Raw genomic sequence first — 21,000 nt, forward strand, 5'->3', positions numbered from 1 at the left:
TCCTATTTACACAATATATTTCCCGCGATTTATAATAGCTTTCGCAATTTCTCTCTTCTTCGTAAATACGTTCGTGTATAAAGGTACTAATAATTGACGGATTTCAGCTAAAATCACATGTCTATCTTGTTCTTCTGTGACAGCCGCCGAAAGTACAGAAATCGCTGCTTCTTCTACTTTACGGTATCCTTCTTCACAAATAACATCCGTTATGAGTTGCTTCGTACGTTCTTTTTCCTCACCATTTTTACTTACCGCTTTTCTCGTACGTAAAAACGCTGATTCCATGACGTACACGTCCGTCAACATATTTGAAATTACACGTGAATATTCTTGTTCTTGGTCGATTTTTAGACCTGGAGTTTTAGAGAGCGTTTTCAAAGATTGTTTCAACAATTTTTTCGCTAATAAAATGTAACGATGGTTTCTTTCGACATTTGCTACATCACTTTCTACTTCAGTATCTTCTAATTGTTCGATTTGCTTCATTAACATTTTGGCAACTGTTAATCTATTAATTTCATTCGTTCCTTCAAAAATACGACTAATTCTAGCATCACGATATAATCGTTCTACCTCATACTCTTGCATATAACCGTAACCACCATGAATTTGTACAGCTTCATCTACGATATAAGCAAGTGTTTCAGAAGCGTTCACTTTATTAAGTGCACATTCAATTGCAAATTGGGACATTTTCTTCATAAGATCTTCATCGCTCTCATGAATTGCCTCATCGATTACACCTGCTGTACGATAAGCTGCACTTTCTGCTCCATATGTAGCAATGATCATATTTGCAATTTTTTCTTGAATCATCGTAAAGTCTACTAATTCCGTTTGGAACTGTTTTCGCTCTTTTCCATATTGAACCGACAAACCAATTGCTTGTTTTGCTGTTCCAATATTTCCAAAAGCAAGTTTAAGTCTAGCAAAGTTAAGAATATTAAGGGCTACGTGATGCCCTTTCCCAACTTCCCCTAAAACATTTTCAGCAGGGATGACAACATCTTCTAAAATAAGAGTCGCTGTTGAAGAACCTTTAATCCCCATTTTCTTTTCTTCTAATCCAATAGATACACCTTCACATGTTCTTTCGACAATAAACGCTGTCATTCCTTTATTTGTCTTCGCAAAAACAACGTATACATCTGCCATATGAGCATTTGTAATCCATTGCTTCTCACCATTTAACTTCCAAGCTGTTCCCTCTTCATTCAATACGGCGCTTGTTTTTGCACTTAATGCATCCGAACCAGCATTTGGCTCAGTTAAAGCATAAGCACCAATCCATTCTCCCGATGCGATTTTCGGTAAATATTTTTCTTTCTGTTCTTTCGTTCCATAATATATGTAAGGCAATGTACCGACACCAGCGTGTATATTAAAAGAAACGCTAAACGCACCAGCGTAACCCATTTTCTCTGCTACAAGACCTGAGACAGCCTTTCCTAACTCGAACCCGCCATAATCTTCTGGTACCTCAATGCCTAATAACCCAAGTTCCCCAGCTTTCTCAAATAATTGACGAGAAACTTTATAGTTATGTTGTTCAATATTCTCCATTTGTGGAACAATTTCTTGTTTAACGAATTGTTCTGTCGTTTTTGCGATTAAATCTTCATCACCTGAAAAATCTTCTGGTGTAAAGTAAGTATGATTTATATCTTTATTGAGTGAAAAAAATTCATCCCATGGTAACTTCGTTTTCTCCATATGTATCCCCCTATCATTCGGCTTTCATAGCTTTTTGCTTATGCTCGTCTACGATGAGTGGAATATCTTTTTTGAAAATAGAAGGCGATGATTTTTCACATCAAGCATTTTATTTTGCCAAAGATGTATTTTCATCGCCTTCGCTGCTTTATCTATTGATCTTCTGATAATACTGTTTTTGCAATACCAGTATCTAACTCTTCAAAGTCATGATACGAAATTGTTTCGTATAATTCACTTCTCGTTTGCATATTAGAAAGTGCATCTTTTTGAGAACCTGTTTCTTTAATTAAAGTAAACACATTTTCATACGCTTTCGCTGCAACGCGAAGTGAAGTTACAGGATAAATAACCATTTGGAAGCCCATATTCGCAAATTCCTCTGCACTATAATATGGAGTTTTTCCGAATTCAGTCATATTCGCAAGTAAAGGTGCATTTACCTTGCTATTAAATAGACGGAATTCTTCCTCTGATTGAAGCGCTTCAGGGAAAATTGCATCTGCACCTGCTTTTACATATGCATTTGCTCTTTCAATTGCTTCATCTAATCCTTCAACGCCACGAGCATCAGTACGTGCTACAATGTATAAGCTCGGTGCAACTTCTTTAATCGCTTTAATTTTTTGAACCAATTCTTCTGTAGTAACAAGTTTCTTACCATTTAAATGTCCACATTTTTTTGGTAATTGCTGATCTTCAATTTGGACAGCTGCTACTTTCGCTTCCACCATTTCTACAGCTGTTCTCGCTACATTTAGTACACCACCAAATCCTGTATCAATGTCAACAAGAACAGGTAAGTCTGTAGCTCTTACTAAATCTCTTGCTCTCTCAGCCACTTCAGTAGACGTCACGATACCTAAATCTGGTAAGCCTTTACTTGCAGTATAAGCAGCTCCTGATAAATAAAGAGCTGAAAAACCTGTATTTTTTGCAACTAAAGCCGCCATTGCATCATGAGCACCTGGAATTTGCAAAATTTCATTTGCTTCTACTAAAGCTCGGAATCGATTCGCAAGCTCCTCTTGTGTTGACTGCTTTTTCACAACCCAAGCCATTCTAAATTCCCCCTATTATTAAATTAAGAATAGATCTACAAATTCATTTACATTCATATTTTCTAGCTTTTCTTCATTTAAACAAACTTCATGAATTTGTTCTTGTTGCTTACTAGAATAATGACCTGCCATATTTGCAGTGAATTTTTGAACAACTTTTGGAATTGCTTCGTCTCTACGGAAACGGTGACCAAGTGGATATTCACATTCCACATTTTCTGTTACTGTGCCATCTTTAAAGTGAACTTGAACAGCGTTGGCGATTGAGCGCTTGTTCGGGTCAAGGTAATCTAAACTGTACTGTTTGTTTTCAACAACAACCATCTTATTACGTAATTCGTCTACACGTGGATCGTTTGCTACTGCATCTTCATAATCGTCTGCAACGATATCTCCTTTTAATAAACCAATTGCCGTAATGTATTGTAAGCAATGATCACGATCAGCTGGGTTATTTAATGGACCTTCTTTATCAATAATACGAATTGCTGATTCATGAGTTGTAATTGTAATGCGGTCAATTTCATCCAATCTCTCTTTAATTTCCGGATGCAACTTCACTGCACATTCTGCAGCTGTTTGTGCATGGAATTCTGCTGGATATGACACTTTAAATAATACATTTTCCATTACATATGACTCTAGTGGTCTTGCTAATTTTAATTCTTGTTTATTGAATAATACATCTTGGAATCCCCATCCTGGCGCAGATAATGCTGTTGGATAACCCATTTCACCTTTTAGAGCAGTCATTGCAAGATGAACACCGCGGCTCGTTGCGTCACCTGCAGCCCATGATTTACGTGAGCCCGTATTTGGAGCATGACGATATGTACGAAGACTAGAATTATCAATCCACGCATGTGATAATGCATTAAAGATTTCTTCACGTGTTCCGCCAAGCATTTTCGCAACTACTGCAGTTGTTGCTACTTTTACATATAATACATGGTCAAGACCAACTCTGTTTAAGCTGTTTTCTAAAGCAAGCACGCCTTGAATTTCATGTGCTTTAATCATCATTTCTAATACTTCACGTACTTTTAAAGCTTCTTTTCCTTCTGAAATACGAACACGGCTAATATAATCTGCGACGGCTAAAATTCCGCCTAGGTTATCAGATGGATGTCCCCACTCTGCTGCAAGCCAAGTATCGTTATAGTCTAACCAACGGATCATACATCCGATATTAAATGCACCTTTTACTGGATCTAGTACATAAGACGTACCTGGTACACGTGTACCATTTGGCACGACTGTTCCTGGCACAACTGGTCCTAGTAATTTCGTACATTCTGGATATTGTAATGCTAAAATTCCACATCCAAGTGTATCAAGTAATACGTAACGAGCTGTACTGAATGCTTCTGCACTAGTAACCTCTTTATTTAATACATAATCCGTAATCTCTTCTAATAATGCATCTTTTTGCTTAATTTCATTTGTTTTAATCATGCTATCCTTCCCTTTCTGTCGAAAATTCGTTATTATTAATGATGGGTGTCGGTCAAACACCCATCTGGCGGGCGGTGCTAACAACTCCCCAGTTGTTCTTATTTACTAAGTACATGTCGCTCGCCAATATAATTTACACGCGGACGGAACAAACGATTATTTGCATGTTGCTCAATAACGTGCGCACATAATCCCACTGTTCTAGAGCTAAAGAAGATAGGTGTGTAAAGTTGAATTGGAATACCTAGCATCCAATATACTGGAGCTGCATAATAATCAAGATTTGGATAAATTCCTTTTTCTTTTTCCATAATCTTTTCTCCAGCTTCACACATTTCATATAGTGTATAATCACCTTTTACATCACATAACTGTTTTAAAGCTTCCTTCATCATAAGTGCTCTTGGATCCATCTTCTTCATATAAACACGGTGTCCAAAGCCCATAATTTTTTCTTTGTTATATAATTTCTTCTGTAATAACTCTTCAAATTTCTCAACATTACCAGCTTCTAAAAGCATGTACATAACCGCTTCATTTGCACCGCCATGTAAACTTCCTTTTAAAGATGCAACTGCACCTGTTAAAGCACCGTATAAATCTGATTGTGTTGATGCAATAACGCGAGCTGTAAATGTAGAGTTTGGCATTTCATGCTCACTATATAAAACAAGGGAACGATCAAAGATCTTTTCCTCAAGTTCAGTTGGTTTTTTACCAGTTAACATATAGAAGAAATTCGCACTATAAGATAATTCTTTAAGAGGTTCAATTGGCTCCTCATTATTTAAAATATGATAGCTATTCGCTACAATGTTTGGCACTTTACTTAACAGCTTGTAGCCTCGGCTTTTATTCACTTCTAACGAGCGGTTTTCGATATCATTATCGTAACCAGCTAACGCTGACACACCTGTACGTAATCCATCCATGGGATGCGTCTCTTTAGGCAATGCCTTTAGTACGTTGAATACACCTTCTGGTACTGCATATTCTTCTTTTAATTTCTTTTCAAGTGTTGCTTTTTCATCTTCATTCGGTAGGTGTTCCTCCAATAAAAGGTGCACAATGTCTAAATACTCTTTTGTTTTTGAGAGTTCGATTAAGTCATACCCTTGAATTACAATTTCACCTTTTACTGTGTCAAGAAACGAGATTTTCGTCTCCGCTGCCACTATACCATCTAATCCCGGGGAAAATTTTTCTTCAGCTTTCATCATTATTTCCTCCAATCCTAATAGATCTTCGTGCACATAACTGTAAGCCTTTACAATATTGTGAAACTACATTTCTATTTCAATGTATCAGAGTTTTTAGAAGATTTCAATTTATTTTATAATGATAAGTTTCCTACACTTTTCTTACTGTAACAATACAATTTTTTGAAAATAATTCTTATATTTTATAAAGAAAGAATAGACTTCTTTGCGTATTTTCAAAAACAAGATATAAAGATTTTTCATATAACACCGCCAAATATACAATTATTCTAATTTTATTTGAGAAATAAAAAAAACGAGCTGTACATAAATACAGCTCGTTACTATATGATATTTATTTCACTATCTCTTAAATATAATTTTTATATAAAACTTATTCATTTTTAATAAAGTTATTATTTTACATAATTAAATTGAATTTCTTCCATCTCCTCATGATAACTTACAAATAAATCATAGTTTTGAAAATACCAAAGATCATCAGAATCTACAAAAAATATAATACCTTCCTTCTCAACTGACACTATTTCCCCCTCTGGTTTCTCAGCAACAACCCCTAAAGAATATCCGGGCTGAATTGAACTATCCCCTCCGTACCTTACAGTAAAACGTACAGATTCACCGTGCTTTATACGTAATTCTTCCTGGAACCATTGCAGAGCTTTACGATCAATTGAAATTTTCATCTTTATTCCTCCAGTTTACGCAAACTCTTTTTTTCCTAATCGTTGTTTTACAAAGAAGACGAAAATAATTAAGGCTATTAATGCCGAAATTGCACTCCCTGAAAATAAAATACGATAACCAAACATTTGTGAAACAACTCCAAGTAAAATAGCACCTAACCCGATTCCTAAATCAAACGCTGTAAAAAATGAAGCATTTGCAACTCCTCTTTTACTCGGATCAACAATTGTAAGCATTGCCGCTTGCAAAGCTGGCTGCGCTGATCCAAATCCAATACCGTATAATGTTGCTGCGATAATTACACCTAACAAACCATTTGAAATAGTTAAAACAACTATAGCTAAAATAGTAATACATAATGCTGGGAGTATGATGAATACTTCTCCATACTTATCTAATAGTTTCCCTGAAATTGGTCTTACAATTGTTAATGCAATTGCATATACAAGAAAGAAAGTTCCCGGGTTTACATGAATTGATGATGCAAATAACGGTAAAAAGGTTGTTATTCCTCCATATGCAAACGATAAAAAGAATACTACAATCGTGATTGTTAATACGGATTTCTCAAATAGCTGAATTTTCCCTTTTTCTTTTTGTGGCGTAAATGGCATCTTCGTTATTAGTGATAATACGACTGCCATAAAAGATAACAACGTCGCTAATAAAAACAGACCATGAAATGAATAATTTTGCACAACCCATAATCCAATCATAGGTCCGATCGCCATTGCAATTGTCATCGCCATCCCGTACCAACCCATACCTTCACCGCGGCGTGAATCTGGAATAATATCCGTTATTGCTGTTCCAACAGCTGTTGTAGAAACAGCCCATGTTACTCCGTGAATAACACGTAAAACAGCTAAAAGGACAATAGTCGATGCTATATTATAGGAATACATCGTTAATCCAAAAAAGATGAGTCCGAAAATAATAAAGGATCTTCTACCATATTGATCTAACATTCCTCCAATAATCGGTCGTATTACAACAGCAGCTATTGTAAACATTCCCATCATGAGTCCAACTTGCGATTCATTGCCACCTATCTCTTTAATAAAGAGCGGGAGCGTTGGAACAAGTAAATAAAATCCTGTAAATAAAAATAACATTGCGAAAGTCATTTGAATAAATGATTTCGTCCATAATCGTTCCATAAAAATACCTCCATACACTCGTAAAATATTACGATTAACACCCTCATTGTACATTTTATTGATCTCTTTTCCCTCCGCAAATAGACGTATCTTTTCATATTAAATAGTCCACCATCAGCTTACATTAGTCTTAAGACTTTGTACGCATGTTTTAAACGAAAGTCCTATATATGTACCTTTATACGTGTGAAAAGAATATACTAATTTATTATCACAACTTAGGAGTGATTATTTTATGTGGGTATTATCATCAAGAGTAACTGTCGCGGTTCCTTCGATACCCGAAATACATGCCCCCGCCGTTCATACAGCAAGTTCCGATGTCGGCATTGAACTTCCAGCAATTTGGCAACAATACCAATCACCAGGTCAAGCTACCCCTTCATTTTGGCATCATGGTGCCCATCCAAGTAGCACTACCTTTTATCACCCTAGCTACGCTCCACCACCTCAGGCTCAAGTCTTTTATCATTTCCCATCAATTTATTTTCAAAATTTTTATGGCACGTTTAACATTTAATAGCCATCACTGTATTCCCCCTACATTGCAATAAAGATTAACCTCACTCCAGTTTCAACATAAAAAGTCGAATTTCCTAAATAAGAAATTCGACTTTTTAAATTATTCCCCCAACTAAAGTAACCATTAAAGAAAGATATTTATTAAAGATTTGAATATAATTTTTACTTATTTAATACTTTATATGATTCATCACAGTTAGTCACTTTGCGGGATAACCAACACATACCATCTTTTGCAAATAGACTTTCCTCTCTTTACGTTAATTCACTCTTTTTCTTCTATCCAGCCCTTAACATTACATTTTCTGTAGCAAAATAAAAAAAGCACTTAAGATTGTAAATTCCTACAAATCTTAAGTGCTCTTTTGAAAACTTTTCTATAAATTTTTCTTATTGTCCATTATTGGCAGGAACCTCTCCTGCATTTCCACCATTATTTGGTTGTACTGTTGCAGGTGGGGTTGGAGTTCCTTGACCTCCATTATTATTCGCTGGAGGTGTCGTTCCTTGGCCTCCTCCGTTATTTGCTGGAGGTGTCGTTCCTTGGCCTCCTCCGTTATTCGCTGGAGGTGTCGTTCCTTGACCTCCTCCGTTATTTGCTGGAGGTGTCGTTCCTTGGCCTCCTCCGTTATTCGCTGGAGGTGTCGTTCCTTGACCATTTCCGTTATTTTGTTCATTTTGTTTCTTTTCTTCTTCTTGTTTCTTTTGCTCTTCTAGTTTCTTTTGTTCTTCTTGCTTCTTAAGTTCCTCTTGTTTCTTTTGCTCTTCTTGTTTTTTCAGTTCTTCTTGTTTCTTTAATTCTTCTTGCTTTTTCTCTTCTTCAGTTTTTTGCTGTTGATCTTGTTTTGGTTGCTCCGTTGTATCCGGTACGCTAGTATTTGGCGATGAATCACGTTTTTCACCTTTTATACGTAGCTCACTACCTTCTTGAATAACGCTACTTGGCATTTTAAAGCGTGATTTATCTGTAGCCATTTCACTCATCATTTCTTTAAAGATCAACTGTGCAATTTTCGTATTTTTACTACTAATATACTCGTCTTTACCATCTTTCATATACCCTGTCCATACTGCCATCGTATATTGCGGTGTATATCCAGCAAACCAACTATCACGAGTTGCACTTTCTGGAATTTTATATTGAGCTAATTGTTTTGATGAGTAGTTTGTCGTACCCGTTTTACCAGCTACATCTAAAGATGCTATATTTGCAGATGTACCAGTACCTGATGTAACTACAGAACGAAGCATATCTGTAATCATATATGCTGTAGAATCTGTCATAACTTGTTTTGGTTTTTGTCCAAAACTTTGTGACTTACCATCTGGATAAACGACTTTCTTAACAAAATGCGGTTTCGTATATTTACCATCATTACCAAATGCCGCATAAGCGCCCGCTATTTCAGTTGGTGATACTTCATTTGTACCAATCGCTGTTGATTCAGTCGGTGCCGTATTAAATGTAATGCCTAATTTCTCAGAGAAGTCTTTTGATTTATTAATTCCAACTTCTTTCGCAGTCTTAATTGCTGGGATATTTCGTGACTTTTCTAATGCTACACGCATTGTAATAGGGCCCATATGACTTCTATCTGAATTTCGTACTTCTTGTCCCGTTGAATACTTAAATGGAGAGTCATCAATTTGATGGTACGTAGCCCATTTTAAATATTCAATTGCAGGAGCGTAGTCGAAAATCGGCTTCATCGTTGAACCAGCTGCACGATCTAATTCAATTGCCATATTATGCCCTTTAAATACAGCTTTATTTTCTCCACGGCCACTACCTATAGCACGAACTTCTCCTGTTTTCGTATCCATAAATGTAAATGCACCTTGGAATTTATCGTTCGGATAATCAATGATATTATTATTTAAAATATTATCAGCAAGTTTCTGCGCTTTCGGATCTAACGTTGTATAAATTTCTAAACCATCAGAACCAATATTAGCATCTGGCAATTCTTTTTCTACTTCTTTCACAACTGCATCCATAAATGCAGGGTATGGCATTGTTTGTAGTTGAGTTGCAGGCTTGAGTCCCTTTTCTACGTCAACTTTTGATGCTTCTTCCATTTCCTGTTTTGTTATATATCCATGTCGATTCATTAAGTTTAGAACAACATTTCTTCTTTCTGTTGCTTTTTGAACATTTTCTTTTTTCGTTGGATCATAGTTATTCGGTGCTTTCGGTAAACCTGCCAGCATCGCAACTTCTGGTAATGTTAAGTCCTTCAATTCTTTACCATAGTAGTTTTGTGCTGCTGTTGCGATCCCATATGAACGGTTTCCTAAGTTAATTTTATTTAAGTACATCTCTAATATTTCATGTTTTGAATACTGTTGTTCTAGCTTATAAGCTAAATATATTTCTTGTGCCTTACGCTTTGGTGTTTTGTCCATTGATAAGAAGTAGTTTTTAATAACTTGCTGTGTTATCGTACTTCCACCTTGAGAACCGTAATCTCCTTTAAGACTTACTAGAACAGCACGCGCAGTACCTTTAAAATCTACTCCGCTATGCTCATAAAAACGTGAATCTTCTGTCGCTAAAAATGCATTTTCTACTAATTTAGGTATTTGCTCATACGTAACATTCGTCCTTTTTTCTTTTCCATATTCATATACCAAATCCCCGTTTTTATCATAAATTTTTGAGGATAACGGATTAACAAGTTTTGCTTTCTCAAGTTTTGGTGCATCCTTAATCATTACGAAAAAGGTAGCAACCCCCGCCACTAAACCAACAATACCAAGTAATAAACAAGTAATTAAAAACTTGCGAAAGAATGATGTTTTACCTTTTGGTTTTTGTGTTTTAGAAGCTGGTTGTTTTTTCTTTTTAACTTGTCGTCGTTCCTCTCGAGAACGATAATTTTCTGACATGTTACTTTCTCCTGCCTTTCAATTCTCCCGTTGATTTACTTAAAAATATTGAGGTCACTTTCTAAAATGCATTTGATTAAGAAAGTATATTGACCTGGAGCATTCAATATTTTCCCAATTCACAGATTATAAATTTTAGAATACTTCTTATACAAACTATTTTCACTTCTATTTTTCCTAATAACGCTGCCCCTTTAAGCATAGAATGTAAAAAGTGAATTTTTAATACCTCGTATAAATAATATACCTTTTTTTCAAATGGTCAATATTTTCTTATTTATAAATCAAAGGTGAAATAAAAATAGCACAACGATATGTACTTCGTGTGAACTTCCTTATAATTACGTATAACAAACATTTAATATATTGCATATAAGTATAATACCTCTTAAATTATAAGGATTTCAACATCACAACCTCAACATATACAAGAAATTATTAAAAATGAAAAGTGAGGAGTTGCGTAATGATGAAGCTATCTCCCGTGATTTCAAAAAATATAGTTGCTGTTGGCTATAATCCTTTTTCTATGATTTTGCGAATCCAATTAAAGAACGGTATGTACGATTTCTTTAATGTACCAGAAAGTATTTATACTGGCCTATTACATGCACAATCTAAAAGTTATTATCATAAAACTTATATTAAAAATTCTTTCCGCCACACAAAAATTTAAACTTAACACCCACTAAAAAAAGGAGGTTAATCCTCCTTTCTTTTAAAAACATTTCACAGATGAATTATCTTCGATTCCTCTTATTAATTTCATCATATGCTTGAATTTGTTTTTTCAAACGCCGATCAGCTTTTTTATCATGCACTACAAGAATTGCATGTATAACTCCTGGAACCCAAAATATTAATGTTAATATGAAATTTATTATTGCCTGAATTGGTTTTCCACAAAATAGTACAGCAACAGGTGGAAGAAAAATTGCTAATAAATACATCATCCCTTGAAAACTCCTTATTTTGTATTTTATATATCCCTTTTCAAAACATACGTAAAGAAACCTTATGATGTTGTTGTTACATAAATTTTCATTAAGTATATATAACATCTCTTACTTTATATATTCTATCTATAGGCAAAAAAACCTACTACTATTTTAATCTTAACGTACCTATGAAATTCATGTATCTCCTTCTATTTATATAAGTATTTCAACCTTTTCATTGTTTTCTAGCCTATTTTCTTCCTCTATTGCAGTTACTCCAATTGCAGAAATTAACGTTCCTATCGCTTGTATCCAAATACCAATGAGTGCAATTATTCTCTCATCCTTCTTATCAAAAATACTATCTTCATTTTCTCTCTCATCTTTCAATACATTTGAAACACCTTGATACGCTTGTAATCCAGCACCTAAACTTTGCATGGAGTTACCTAATATAATAATTTTCTGTAGTACATTTATATCCATCAAAGCTGCTTCTACTCCTAAAAAAGCACCGATCGATTGTAAACTGTTCCCTGTAATAATAAGATAATCATTTTCTTTCGATTGTTCATTTATATTAAAATATGTTCCTATTACATTTGATATATTCCCTAATGCTAATAGCTCAATTCCTATTTGATCAAGTAATTTACTTTGATTCTCTAAGCCTATATTTTGATTTTCTCTTTTTTCTTCCCCATCATCATAATTGCTCGCAATGATTTGTAATATATACCCGAGGGCTTGTAATGAGCTTCCTACAATAACAAGATCCGATTCAACTTTCTCTTCTCCAATAAATCCTCTTGTCGTTCCAATAGCAGCTGTAAGGTTGCCCCCTACTTGAAACCATGCCCCTGTCACTTTTAAACCGCTTGGATTCATTTTTATCACCTATTTAAATATTTTCTAAACCTTACAAAACAAAGTGAAACTTTGATCAGTGGGGTTTTCTTCATCACCCACCTAACTTCTTTGCTTTCGCTGAATTTTGAGGTGGGGGTCTTACTGATTGGCAAATAGCGGGATAAATAAATTCCACCCTTAATCTTTCATTTTATTTTTCAGATGTAATTTTGTGAATGATGTAATGTGCTTTTTATATGCATGCTGGGCATGTCAACAAATCTCCATTTTTATCTATTGTTAGATTCAATATATATTGAGTTGCTTTATGTGACCAAGTTTCAGGTGTAGGCGATTCATTTATATATTGTGGCGCACATGACTTCAGCATTGGAGTACTAATACTCCCTCCAGGATCTAAAGCAACTACAGCCATGCCATGGGGTAATTCCAGGGCCATAGATTTAGTGATACCTTCAATAGCAAATTTCGAGGCACAATATGGCGCAAGCTCAGCCTCACCTGCTCTACCCCAACTAGAACTCATATTGATGATAATTCCTTCTTTCCTAGCTACCATTGCTGGAACAAACGCTCTTATTACATTTACTACACCATTCACGTTTACATTCATTACATTTTCAAATTCTTGAGCCGTAATTTTCCAAAGTTGTGCATTTTGATTTACAATCGATGCATTATTTATTATCATATCGGGAGCCGTATGTCTATTAAGTATATAATTTGCCCAGTTGTTAACTTGCTGAGAATCTGAAACATCAATTACTTGAAAATCATGTATTTTACTGTACTGTTTTTTTAGTTCCTCAATTTTATCTTTTGAACGTCCACAACCATATATGTTCCACCCTAATTCATGAAATCGATCAACCATCGCACGTCCTAACCCTTGTGTCACACCTGTAATAATTACAGATTTACCAATTTCTTTTCTCTGCATTTCTCTCATCCTCCTTCCCTATATCTTACTCTCTTCATTTTTATTCAGCCATTTACTATAGTATCAACTCATACTATAGTAATGGTTTTGATATTGCATACATAAATAAAAAAAGTAACCATCATGGTTACTTTTTGCTATATATCTAAAAATTCATTGTTTATTTCATTATCGTTTTTACATTTCAACTTCTCTTTTCCACATTTCTCACACTGGTAAATATAAACTACACCTAATGTACCTTTTTTAAAATCCTCATTATCCTGCATCTTAATAAAAATATATTTATGTTTACAATGCGATTCACCCAAATAATTTTCAAACCACTTTTTCAACAAAACACATTCCACCTTTATGATAGAACCTTTATTTAGCTGCCTTATTACATACTTTTATTTAAATATTCAATCTCATCTTGCAACTTTTTAAATTGCTCAAAATGCATGGTAATAGATTGGCTACTACCATAATCAACATTTTGTTTCACTAATATAACACCCGTATCATGAAAAAGCGCTTCAAGTTCTTTCCTAATAGACACTTTCGCAATATGAGCTGTTTTAATTGCAGATAAAATTGCAATTTCATTAAACTTTAATTTTATTTCATTTGGACAAAATGCGTCTTCAACTAATATAACTTCATTACTATAAATTAGTGCAACAAGATTACTTGATTTGGCATCTGTTAAATCAACTTTTTTCATAATATCTTTCATTACATTTTGCCTCCTTTATTTTCATATATATCAATTATACAAATTTTTTTTAAAAATTACTCAACTTTATTATATTAATTTTAACACACTTTTATTGAAATCCATGCTCCAAACGTTTTACTATTCCACAATTTTTATTATATGAACCATCTGGACTATAACTCCATATAGTAATGTTAACAACTTATTATAAAGCAGGTGAAAATTATGCCATCAGTTGTAGGAAATTTAGTCGTACAAAATAGTAATGGATCATTTAACTTAGGTGATTTCTACAACGTTTCTCCGAAAGAAAATACGAAAGCTTATAATGGTTCCGGCGCATCAAACGTTGGTTTTGTTGTTAATACTTTTAGCGGTGTTAGCGCGACCAATACATTTGATTCTGACCTTGCAGATCAAAACCAAGTGGGTACAGCCTAATCTTATGTTCAACTTTTTGTATAGAAAATTTTAATTTGTCTATACTATAATCAGGCTGTTTGACAGCTCTTATCGATTTTGGAGTACCCTATCTTTTTCTCCCTTTCCCTGGGGCTCAGCAGCTAGCACAAAGCTAGCTGCTTTTTCTTATATTATTTGTCTCATAAATCAGAAATAAAAGAAGCTGCCATTTAATATTCAGCTTCTTTTACGTTATTTCAATAATATCCATAGCGTTAAATACGTAACTTTTATAAAAGGCGTCTGTACAAATTACAATTTGTTTTACCGGATTGATATGTACAACAGTCATGTAGCTTGTTAGTATGTAACCATCTTCAAAATATGTTACCAATATTTCTTTCTCAGACAGTAATGACGTCAATAATTTATCAGAAATTCTCTCTTTTACTTCATTTGTTAAAAGCGGTTTTTGTACTTTTAATTTCTCTCCAATAATCTTTCTCATATTTAAAAGTTGTTCGGACATTACTGTAAACGGAACCCACTCTCTTTCTTCTTTTTGTATCTTTACATCGTTCATTTTTTATCTCCTTGATCATTTATACATTTATTTAGCCATACTATCCCTTAGTTATTTTTAATACTCACTAAACTCGGATTTACTTCTAAACTATAATTAGGTTACCTCTCAAAAGAACATTCGTTCTTATTATACACGAACTTACGTTCTTTTGAGAAGAGCCATACTTATTATTTTTTAACAAAAAACATAATTTTATTTATCTCCATACTTTTTTCCTTTATCAAATAAACTTCTCATTTCTTATGTAAAATGCATATAACAACTAAAAGGCGACTTCACACAAAGTGAAATCGCCTTTTCTTAAAAAATATTTCAATGTTTATTTTTCTATCCTAACTAATGTTCTTTCTGGAATACATAATTCATCTATATTAAAATGATTTATTTTTAATTTCAATTCCCCTACTCGTTCCTTATCTTCATCACCAACCCAACAACTGAATAATTCGAAATAGTCTCCATCTTCCAAATAACCTTCCATAATCTTGCATAAAGTTAAAAGTTTTTCTTTCGCTTCTTTTTTTTCCTTTACGTTTTGCTACTCGACAAGTTCAATTCCCCAACTAGTTGAAACCTCATATATGTAATTTTTTTGGAATTGATACTCTTGTACAATTTCAAGCATACTTTCATCTGCAAAACATGGTCCAAAAACAATTACATCATTAGAATCGGGCTCCGTTAACGGAATTTCTACATTACAGCCTATGTAACTTGCTAAACTCATTTTATACTCCTCCAATATTCGTATAAAAAATACTTCATAGTATATTTATTTACTCAAATATAAAATCCCTGCCTAAACAAAAAAGTTTTAAATTTTTTTGTTTATTAACCATCTATAACTGAAAACATATACTATGATGAACGAACTCACAAAGCATAAGAAAAGAGAGCATTTACAACACTCTCTTTTCTTACATACTCTATGAAACTTTACAAAACTGAATCAGTGATTTTTATTATTATATTTCATTACATATACTTAGGTTGTACTATTATATGTAACTCTCTCTCTGTATCCGCTTTTTTCGGATGACGAAAATAATTAAAGTTCGTACTTTAACACTTTATACTCAACAATCCCGATTTTAATCCCTTTCGTTTCTTTTAATATAGCTAATAAATCACTTACATTTTCATCATATGACTCAAAAATTTTCGCGCCGCCCTCTCCTTGAAAGATTACTTTCATATATTCTCCCCACCTTAATTTATTGATGTGGTAAATGACGCGTTTAATACGATTCATTATTTATCCTAAAATTTTCACACCAAAAAGAACATCCTTTCCATTCGAATGCTCAGCTTTTTACTAATTATCCATATTAAATATTTATTCAAAAACATTATATGTATTATTTTTTAAATTATGTTCGATATCCATTATTAAAGAATAAATATATGTAACAAACTTGCATAATGAAAACCGTATAATATCCACTTTCGTTGAAATAATTATAGCACCTTTAATTACCATCCATTATTTTCCATTGTAATTCTTAATATTTAAATGTAATATTGTATTGTCTTACTATCTATTTATAACTCACACACTAATTAGAAAAGGGAACTCTATATGAGTTCCCTTTTCTAATTATGATTACAATCATTATTTCTTTTCTAGAAATTTAAATGTATCTTTAAATTCTTTATTATTCACTTTAATATCAGCATCTTTCAATAAATCATTGACTACTTGTTGTTTCCATTTACCTGTCGTATCTTGTAGTCTTTGTTGTTCTAAATCTTTACGAATTTTTTCCTTTACTTCATCAAATGGCTTCAATTCTTTTTTATCCGTCACTTTAATAATATGGTAACCGTAAGTTGTTTTAACTGGATCACTTACTTGGCCTGCATCTAATTTATACGCAGCTTCTTCAAATTCTTTCACTGTTTGTCCAGGAGCAAAACCAGATATTTCCCCGCCCTGTTCCTTTGAACCAGTATCTTCTGAATACTGTTTTGCTAAGGCAGCAAAATCTTCACCATCATTTACTTTCTCCTTTACTTCTTTAGCTGTCTTTTCATCTTTCACTAAAATGTGACTTACTTTCATTTCTGGTTTATAGTTATCTTTCACATCTTTTTCTGTGACTGTTGCTTTAATCGCTTTCTCAAATGCAATTTCTGGCTTCATTTTTTCTTTTAATTCATCTTCATTTTTCAATCCAAGTTGTTCTAAAGTTGATTTAAAGTTCTCACCCATTTTATCTTTTGCTTCTTCTACTTTCTTTTTTGCTTCCTCATCCGAAACTTTATATTTATCTAACAATGCCTTACTTAACATCATTTGATATAAAGTACTTTCTCCATATTGTTGTCTTAATTCTTTACTTAATTCTTTCTCTGTAACATTTCCTACTTTTGATGTTACTACGTTGTCTGAAGAACCACATGCAGATAATGCTAGCATCACGCATGAAATAATTGTTCCAATAAATATTTTTTTCTTTTTCAATTCAAATACCTCACTTTTATCATTATGCAAATTAACTATACACAGGCATTGTGAAAACAGTGTGTTTTCTGCATGTAATTCATTTCATATGAGTTGACTATGTATCATGCATTTCCATTTTTAAAAATCAAGAGTCTTCTTACTATTATAGTAAGAAGACTCTTTACATACACCTCAAAAACAACACAGCTGCTATAGTTACTTAATACTTACATGTTTTTCAGGTATCCAACTATTCTGCCCGATATCTACCGCATTTCCCACTCTACCCCACACTCGAAAAGATGTCGATCCATCTATATTTCCTTTATAATTCATACATTCAGGCTCCTCATAATAATTTACTCTGTAGCCGACAGGATATTTCGAAGTTGCATAAAACCATTTCACCTTAAAATGTTTTAAATATGTCCACTGCTTATCGTTCCCTAAACAAATCATATCTTGCTCACCGCCTCCCCAATAACCTGTTAAGATTAAATATGGAATTTTCTGAGTGAGTGCACCTGTAAATTGAGGATCCATGGGGTTTTCATATAAATTTATTCCGTATCCATCAGGATATTTCGAAACTGCAATACCAATGCCATTCAGTTGCTGTTTATACACTATGTTAGATTGATTTGCTTTGTTCGAATCTATAAACCAAGAAAGTGACTTATTTCCTACTAATCGATTCAGATCACATTTCCCAATCCCAGGAACATTCCCTGAATCCGTATATTGCCAAATATCACATGGATATGCTGGCTTATTCCCTCCATAACGAGGGATCCATACGAAATCAGCTTCAATATTACGTGCTCCAAATGATAAATACATGTGATGCCCTACATATAATCCTACTTTTTCCGCACCTAAACGGCGTAATTCATCAATAAATGCCTGTGTCCCGCCTTGCATATCTGCCATCGTTTGAACTTCTACGTCCGCCACCCAAAACTTAGCTGATTGATCACCACGATTCCAAAAATCTTGTGCCTCTTTCTTTGCATCAGTAATAGATATAAAACGGCAAAAAGCATAATTACCAAATGGGATACTATACTTTTTCATTTCACTAACATAATTTTGATACATAAAATCTACCGTATTAGAGCCATCTTGAACTCTAGCAATCACTAAATCTAGCTGAGATGCTGCAATATCCCAATTGATAGTTCCATTCCATTTTGAAATATCTACAATATAACCCATACATTCCAGCTCCTTTTTAATGTCTTATTCATAGCTTGTTTTATTGTAAGCCTTATCTCTCTAAAACTAGCTATCTATAATATAAATAAAAAGAATCGTTACTGTTTTAAAAAATATATTCTCTTTCAGAAATATTTCTATTAACTTTAACATATATACCATATAAAACATTCTCATATTTGAAATATACCCTACTATTCATTTGTTATGTAATCTCGTCCTATCAATCAAGGTATCAATCATTTTTACGGATATTAGAAAAAATCCCCCTACATTATTAAATTAAAACTTCCAATATCAATTCCCTTTCAGCTAATATAAATCATTCCTCATTTTCTATATATTCTTAAGTCAAAATCACTATCTTTCCATGAAATTTGAGATTTAGAAAATTTTTAATTAATTGAAGATTATTCCTGCTAACCTACAATTGTCCAATCTGCACACTATTGGTGCATAAAAAAGACATTTTCTATTCATGAAAATGTCTTTTTATAGTCTAATAAAACAATTTTGGTGTTAAATCTTTATTTTGTAATTGTGTATTTTCACTGTTCATAACACAACTTGTTCAAAATAATATTGGGCTATCACAAACCTCATCATTCATTACATCACGAAATACATTGGCAGCAACACCTGTAAACGTTTGACATAAGTTAGAAATATCGTCATTGAAAAACTGAATGACTTCCGCGGCGAAAACCGGAAAGACAACATTCGGTCCGCCAGGGAACTGAGGCTGTACCACAACTTGTTCAAAATAAGGATTATTTTCTAGTGCTACTTGAAATAAATGAGCTATTTCAAATGCATCTAGTGGACAAGGAAATGGATTTACAATTTCATTCTCATTATTCGTTACAATAACTGTCACACTTACATTCCCAAATTGTACAAAAGATTTTAAAAGCGTTGCTAATGCTCTCGCTTTTTCATTACTTAACGCATGCACTAAAATAATATAATTACCACCAACAGGAATAAGCGGCCCAACTGTAACAGTTGGATCAGCACCTATTGAATTTTTTAATTCATTAAAATATGTGATCCACGGTGGCGAAAGCTGAGCTTGTACATTTTCTTCCACTATTTTATACTACCTCCTTATACAATTCTTACTAACATAATATATAGAAAATCAAAAAATACATTAGTTATATTAACCATTTGCGTATTTATTGATTATATTAATTAAACATTTTATTTCGCATTCTCAATTTCCCCTTTACATCTTTAAGCAATTTTACTACTATGAAATTCTTTATTATAAGCAAATCCACTGAAGTTTCATATTATACTAATACGACTCTATATCCTTTAACTTATAATACTCAATATTAGGAGCTGATTTCATGGAAAAAAAACCTATCGTATTCAAAATCCCACCAAATTCAAAACTAAAAGTTACATTTTTCGGTCCTTGTAACGAAGTAATTACAAATGTGTCTATAATTAATCAACTATGCACCCCTAAATGTCAAACTATCACGCAATATCCAGACTTTAAGAAATATGTAACTGAAGTACGATCGCTATCCCGTTGTTAGTCCGCATAATGTACGATTTTCACAAATTTGTTACCTAAAATAACTGAGAAAGAAAATAAATGCATTCCTAAACTAAAATTACTCATTTTATGATATTCCATTGATAATTCATTGATTTTTTACACGTTTTTATTAAAAGAACATATATTATCGTATGGAGATTATCCACTCATAAAACCTATCTTTCTTTGGAGCGTACTTTTTATGTATGCTCTTTTTTTATGTAACCGTCCTCCTTCTAAATTGACCTACAATATATTAAAATTCTTTATATACTCAAGGAGGTCAAATATGTTCAAGCTGCATCCGATACTACTCATCTTAGGATTGATTTTGTTTTTATATAGTGTAATCGTCTTTATGTTATTCTTTTCAGTGTATTAGCATTCGCTACACAAATCTATGTTCAATATGTAATTTCTATATAGTAAAGAAAAAACGTAATGATACGATCTTTTATATATTCCATCTTTCTTGTTCTATAAGAAAACTAGTAAACTTACTAACAATGAGTTTGTACAAGCATGTTACTTATTATTCTGTTTATTATCTGAAGAAGATTGAAACCCTTACAAATTAAACTGCACTTTACCTATTTACTTATATATTTTAGAAAAACAATAATAATCCCCCACCATTTGGT

21 protein-coding genes and 2 pseudogenes are annotated in these 21,000 nt (G+C 33.2%); 4 read left to right on the plus strand and 19 right to left on the minus strand.

Translation table 11 applies throughout. From position 1 onward, the window contains the following. Window positions 1–6 precede the first annotated feature (6 nt). The 6 genes from ACS2FK_RS18860 to ACS2FK_RS18885 all read right to left on the minus strand — a co-directional run bounded on the left by ACS2FK_RS18860 (window position 7) and on the right by ACS2FK_RS18885 (window position 7,299). Window positions 7–1,716 (minus strand): acyl-CoA dehydrogenase family protein, encoded by a 1,710-nt coding sequence (locus tag ACS2FK_RS18860; RefSeq protein ID WP_000415995.1) that lies wholly within the window; start codon window positions 1,714–1,716, stop codon window positions 7–9. A 152-nt stretch (window positions 1,717–1,868) separates the two neighbouring features. Continuing rightward, window positions 1,869–2,777: a methylisocitrate lyase gene (prpB, locus tag ACS2FK_RS18865; protein ID WP_000312640.1), complete on the minus strand. Its 909-nt coding sequence runs from the start codon at window positions 2,775–2,777 to the stop codon at window positions 1,869–1,871. A gap of 18 nt (window positions 2,778–2,795) precedes the next feature. Continuing rightward, entirely contained in the window at window positions 2,796–4,232 is a 1,437-nt protein-coding gene (prpD, locus tag ACS2FK_RS18870; protein WP_000598139.1) for a 2-methylcitrate dehydratase, read from the minus strand. Window positions 4,233–4,330: 98 nt separating this feature from the next. Continuing rightward, complete coding sequence (gene mmgD / locus ACS2FK_RS18875) at window positions 4,331–5,452, minus strand: citrate synthase (protein ID WP_001987369.1); 1,122 nt, start codon at window positions 5,450–5,452, stop codon at window positions 4,331–4,333. 395 nt (window positions 5,453–5,847) lie between these two features. After that, entirely contained in the window at window positions 5,848–6,138 is a 291-nt protein-coding gene (locus ACS2FK_RS18880; protein WP_000703228.1) for a HesB/YadR/YfhF family protein, read from the minus strand. A gap of 15 nt (window positions 6,139–6,153) precedes the next feature. Continuing rightward, window positions 6,154–7,299, minus strand: a complete 1,146-nt coding sequence (locus ACS2FK_RS18885) for an MFS transporter (protein ID WP_014482022.1) — start codon at window positions 7,297–7,299, stop codon at window positions 6,154–6,156. Window positions 7,300–7,534: 235 nt separating this feature from the next. On the opposite strand from ACS2FK_RS18885, the gene ACS2FK_RS18890 reads away from it, so the two are divergent. Further along, the gene (locus ACS2FK_RS18890; protein WP_063547175.1) at window positions 7,535–7,819 is read left to right on the plus strand and encodes a hypothetical protein; all 285 of its coding nucleotides are present in this window, start codon (window positions 7,535–7,537) and stop codon (window positions 7,817–7,819) included. Between the two features lie 392 nt (window positions 7,820–8,211). Here the strand turns inward: ACS2FK_RS18890 and ACS2FK_RS18895 are convergent, their stop codons facing one another. Then, window positions 8,212–10,710, minus strand: coding sequence for a transglycosylase domain-containing protein (locus ACS2FK_RS18895; RefSeq protein WP_001293956.1), 2,499 nt, complete (start codon window positions 10,708–10,710; stop codon window positions 8,212–8,214). A gap of 466 nt (window positions 10,711–11,176) precedes the next feature. On the opposite strand from ACS2FK_RS18895, the gene ACS2FK_RS18900 reads away from it, so the two are divergent. Beyond that, window positions 11,177–11,386, plus strand: coding sequence for a KTSC domain-containing protein (locus tag ACS2FK_RS18900; RefSeq protein ID WP_000977080.1), 210 nt, complete (start codon window positions 11,177–11,179; stop codon window positions 11,384–11,386). A gap of 64 nt (window positions 11,387–11,450) precedes the next feature. Here the strand turns inward: ACS2FK_RS18900 and ACS2FK_RS18905 are convergent, their stop codons facing one another. From ACS2FK_RS18905 to ACS2FK_RS18925, 5 genes are all read right to left on the minus strand, one after another. Beyond that, on the minus strand, window positions 11,451–11,663 hold the full coding sequence (locus ACS2FK_RS18905; RefSeq protein WP_000990219.1) for a YqaE/Pmp3 family membrane protein: 213 nt from the start codon (window positions 11,661–11,663) through the stop codon (window positions 11,451–11,453). Window positions 11,664–11,861: 198 nt separating this feature from the next. Beyond that, window positions 11,862–12,536: a DUF6944 family repetitive protein gene (locus ACS2FK_RS18910; RefSeq protein ID WP_001069869.1), complete on the minus strand. Its 675-nt coding sequence runs from the start codon at window positions 12,534–12,536 to the stop codon at window positions 11,862–11,864. A 214-nt stretch (window positions 12,537–12,750) separates the two neighbouring features. Further along, window positions 12,751–13,458, minus strand: coding sequence for an SDR family oxidoreductase (locus tag ACS2FK_RS18915; protein ID WP_063547174.1), 708 nt, complete (start codon window positions 13,456–13,458; stop codon window positions 12,751–12,753). A 137-nt stretch (window positions 13,459–13,595) separates the two neighbouring features. Next, on the minus strand, window positions 13,596–13,796 hold the full coding sequence (locus ACS2FK_RS18920; protein WP_063547173.1) for a hypothetical protein: 201 nt from the start codon (window positions 13,794–13,796) through the stop codon (window positions 13,596–13,598). Between the two features lie 44 nt (window positions 13,797–13,840). After that, window positions 13,841–14,176 (minus strand): hypothetical protein, encoded by a 336-nt coding sequence (locus ACS2FK_RS18925; protein WP_063547172.1) that lies wholly within the window; start codon window positions 14,174–14,176, stop codon window positions 13,841–13,843. A 207-nt stretch (window positions 14,177–14,383) separates the two neighbouring features. On the opposite strand from ACS2FK_RS18925, the gene gerPF reads away from it, so the two are divergent. Then, a complete protein-coding gene (gerPF, locus tag ACS2FK_RS18930; protein ID WP_001141569.1) occupies window positions 14,384–14,599 on the plus strand; it encodes a spore germination protein GerPF in 216 nt (71 codons plus the stop codon). Between the two features lie 208 nt (window positions 14,600–14,807). Here the strand turns inward: gerPF and ACS2FK_RS18935 are convergent, their stop codons facing one another. The 7 genes and pseudogenes from ACS2FK_RS18935 to ACS2FK_RS18965 form a co-directional block, all read right to left on the minus strand. Beyond that, window positions 14,808–15,143, minus strand: coding sequence for a YolD-like family protein (locus ACS2FK_RS18935; RefSeq protein WP_063547171.1), 336 nt, complete (start codon window positions 15,141–15,143; stop codon window positions 14,808–14,810). Window positions 15,144–15,465: 322 nt separating this feature from the next. Then, window positions 15,466–15,615, minus strand: coding sequence for a hypothetical protein (locus ACS2FK_RS18940; protein ID WP_015406475.1), 150 nt, complete (start codon window positions 15,613–15,615; stop codon window positions 15,466–15,468). A gap of 69 nt (window positions 15,616–15,684) precedes the next feature. After that, a complete protein-coding gene (locus tag ACS2FK_RS18945) occupies window positions 15,685–15,873 on the minus strand; it encodes a hypothetical protein (protein ID WP_063547170.1) in 189 nt (62 codons plus the stop codon). A gap of 248 nt (window positions 15,874–16,121) precedes the next feature. After that, a pseudogene (locus ACS2FK_RS18950) lies at window positions 16,122–16,341 on the minus strand (hypothetical protein). A 417-nt stretch (window positions 16,342–16,758) separates the two neighbouring features. Next, on the minus strand, window positions 16,759–17,610 hold the full coding sequence (locus ACS2FK_RS18955) for a peptidylprolyl isomerase PrsA (RefSeq protein ID WP_063547169.1): 852 nt from the start codon (window positions 17,608–17,610) through the stop codon (window positions 16,759–16,761). A gap of 198 nt (window positions 17,611–17,808) precedes the next feature. Further along, window positions 17,809–18,807 carry a glycoside hydrolase family 25 protein gene (locus tag ACS2FK_RS18960; RefSeq protein ID WP_063547168.1) on the minus strand — a complete coding sequence of 333 codons (999 nt, stop codon included), beginning with the start codon at window positions 18,805–18,807 and terminating at the stop codon, window positions 17,809–17,811. A 499-nt stretch (window positions 18,808–19,306) separates the two neighbouring features. Next, a pseudogene (locus ACS2FK_RS18965) lies at window positions 19,307–19,897 on the minus strand (hypothetical protein). 265 nt (window positions 19,898–20,162) lie between these two features. Here ACS2FK_RS18965 and ACS2FK_RS18970 point away from each other — a divergent pair. Further along, window positions 20,163–20,357: a hypothetical protein gene (locus ACS2FK_RS18970; RefSeq protein WP_000412557.1), complete on the plus strand. Its 195-nt coding sequence runs from the start codon at window positions 20,163–20,165 to the stop codon at window positions 20,355–20,357. The last annotated feature ends 643 nt before the right edge of the window (window positions 20,358–21,000 follow it).

The sequence above is a fragment of the Bacillus cereus group sp. BceL220 genome (assembly GCF_051776965.1).
GTDB lineage: Bacteria > Bacillota > Bacilli > Bacillales > Bacillaceae_G > Bacillus_A > Bacillus_A cereus.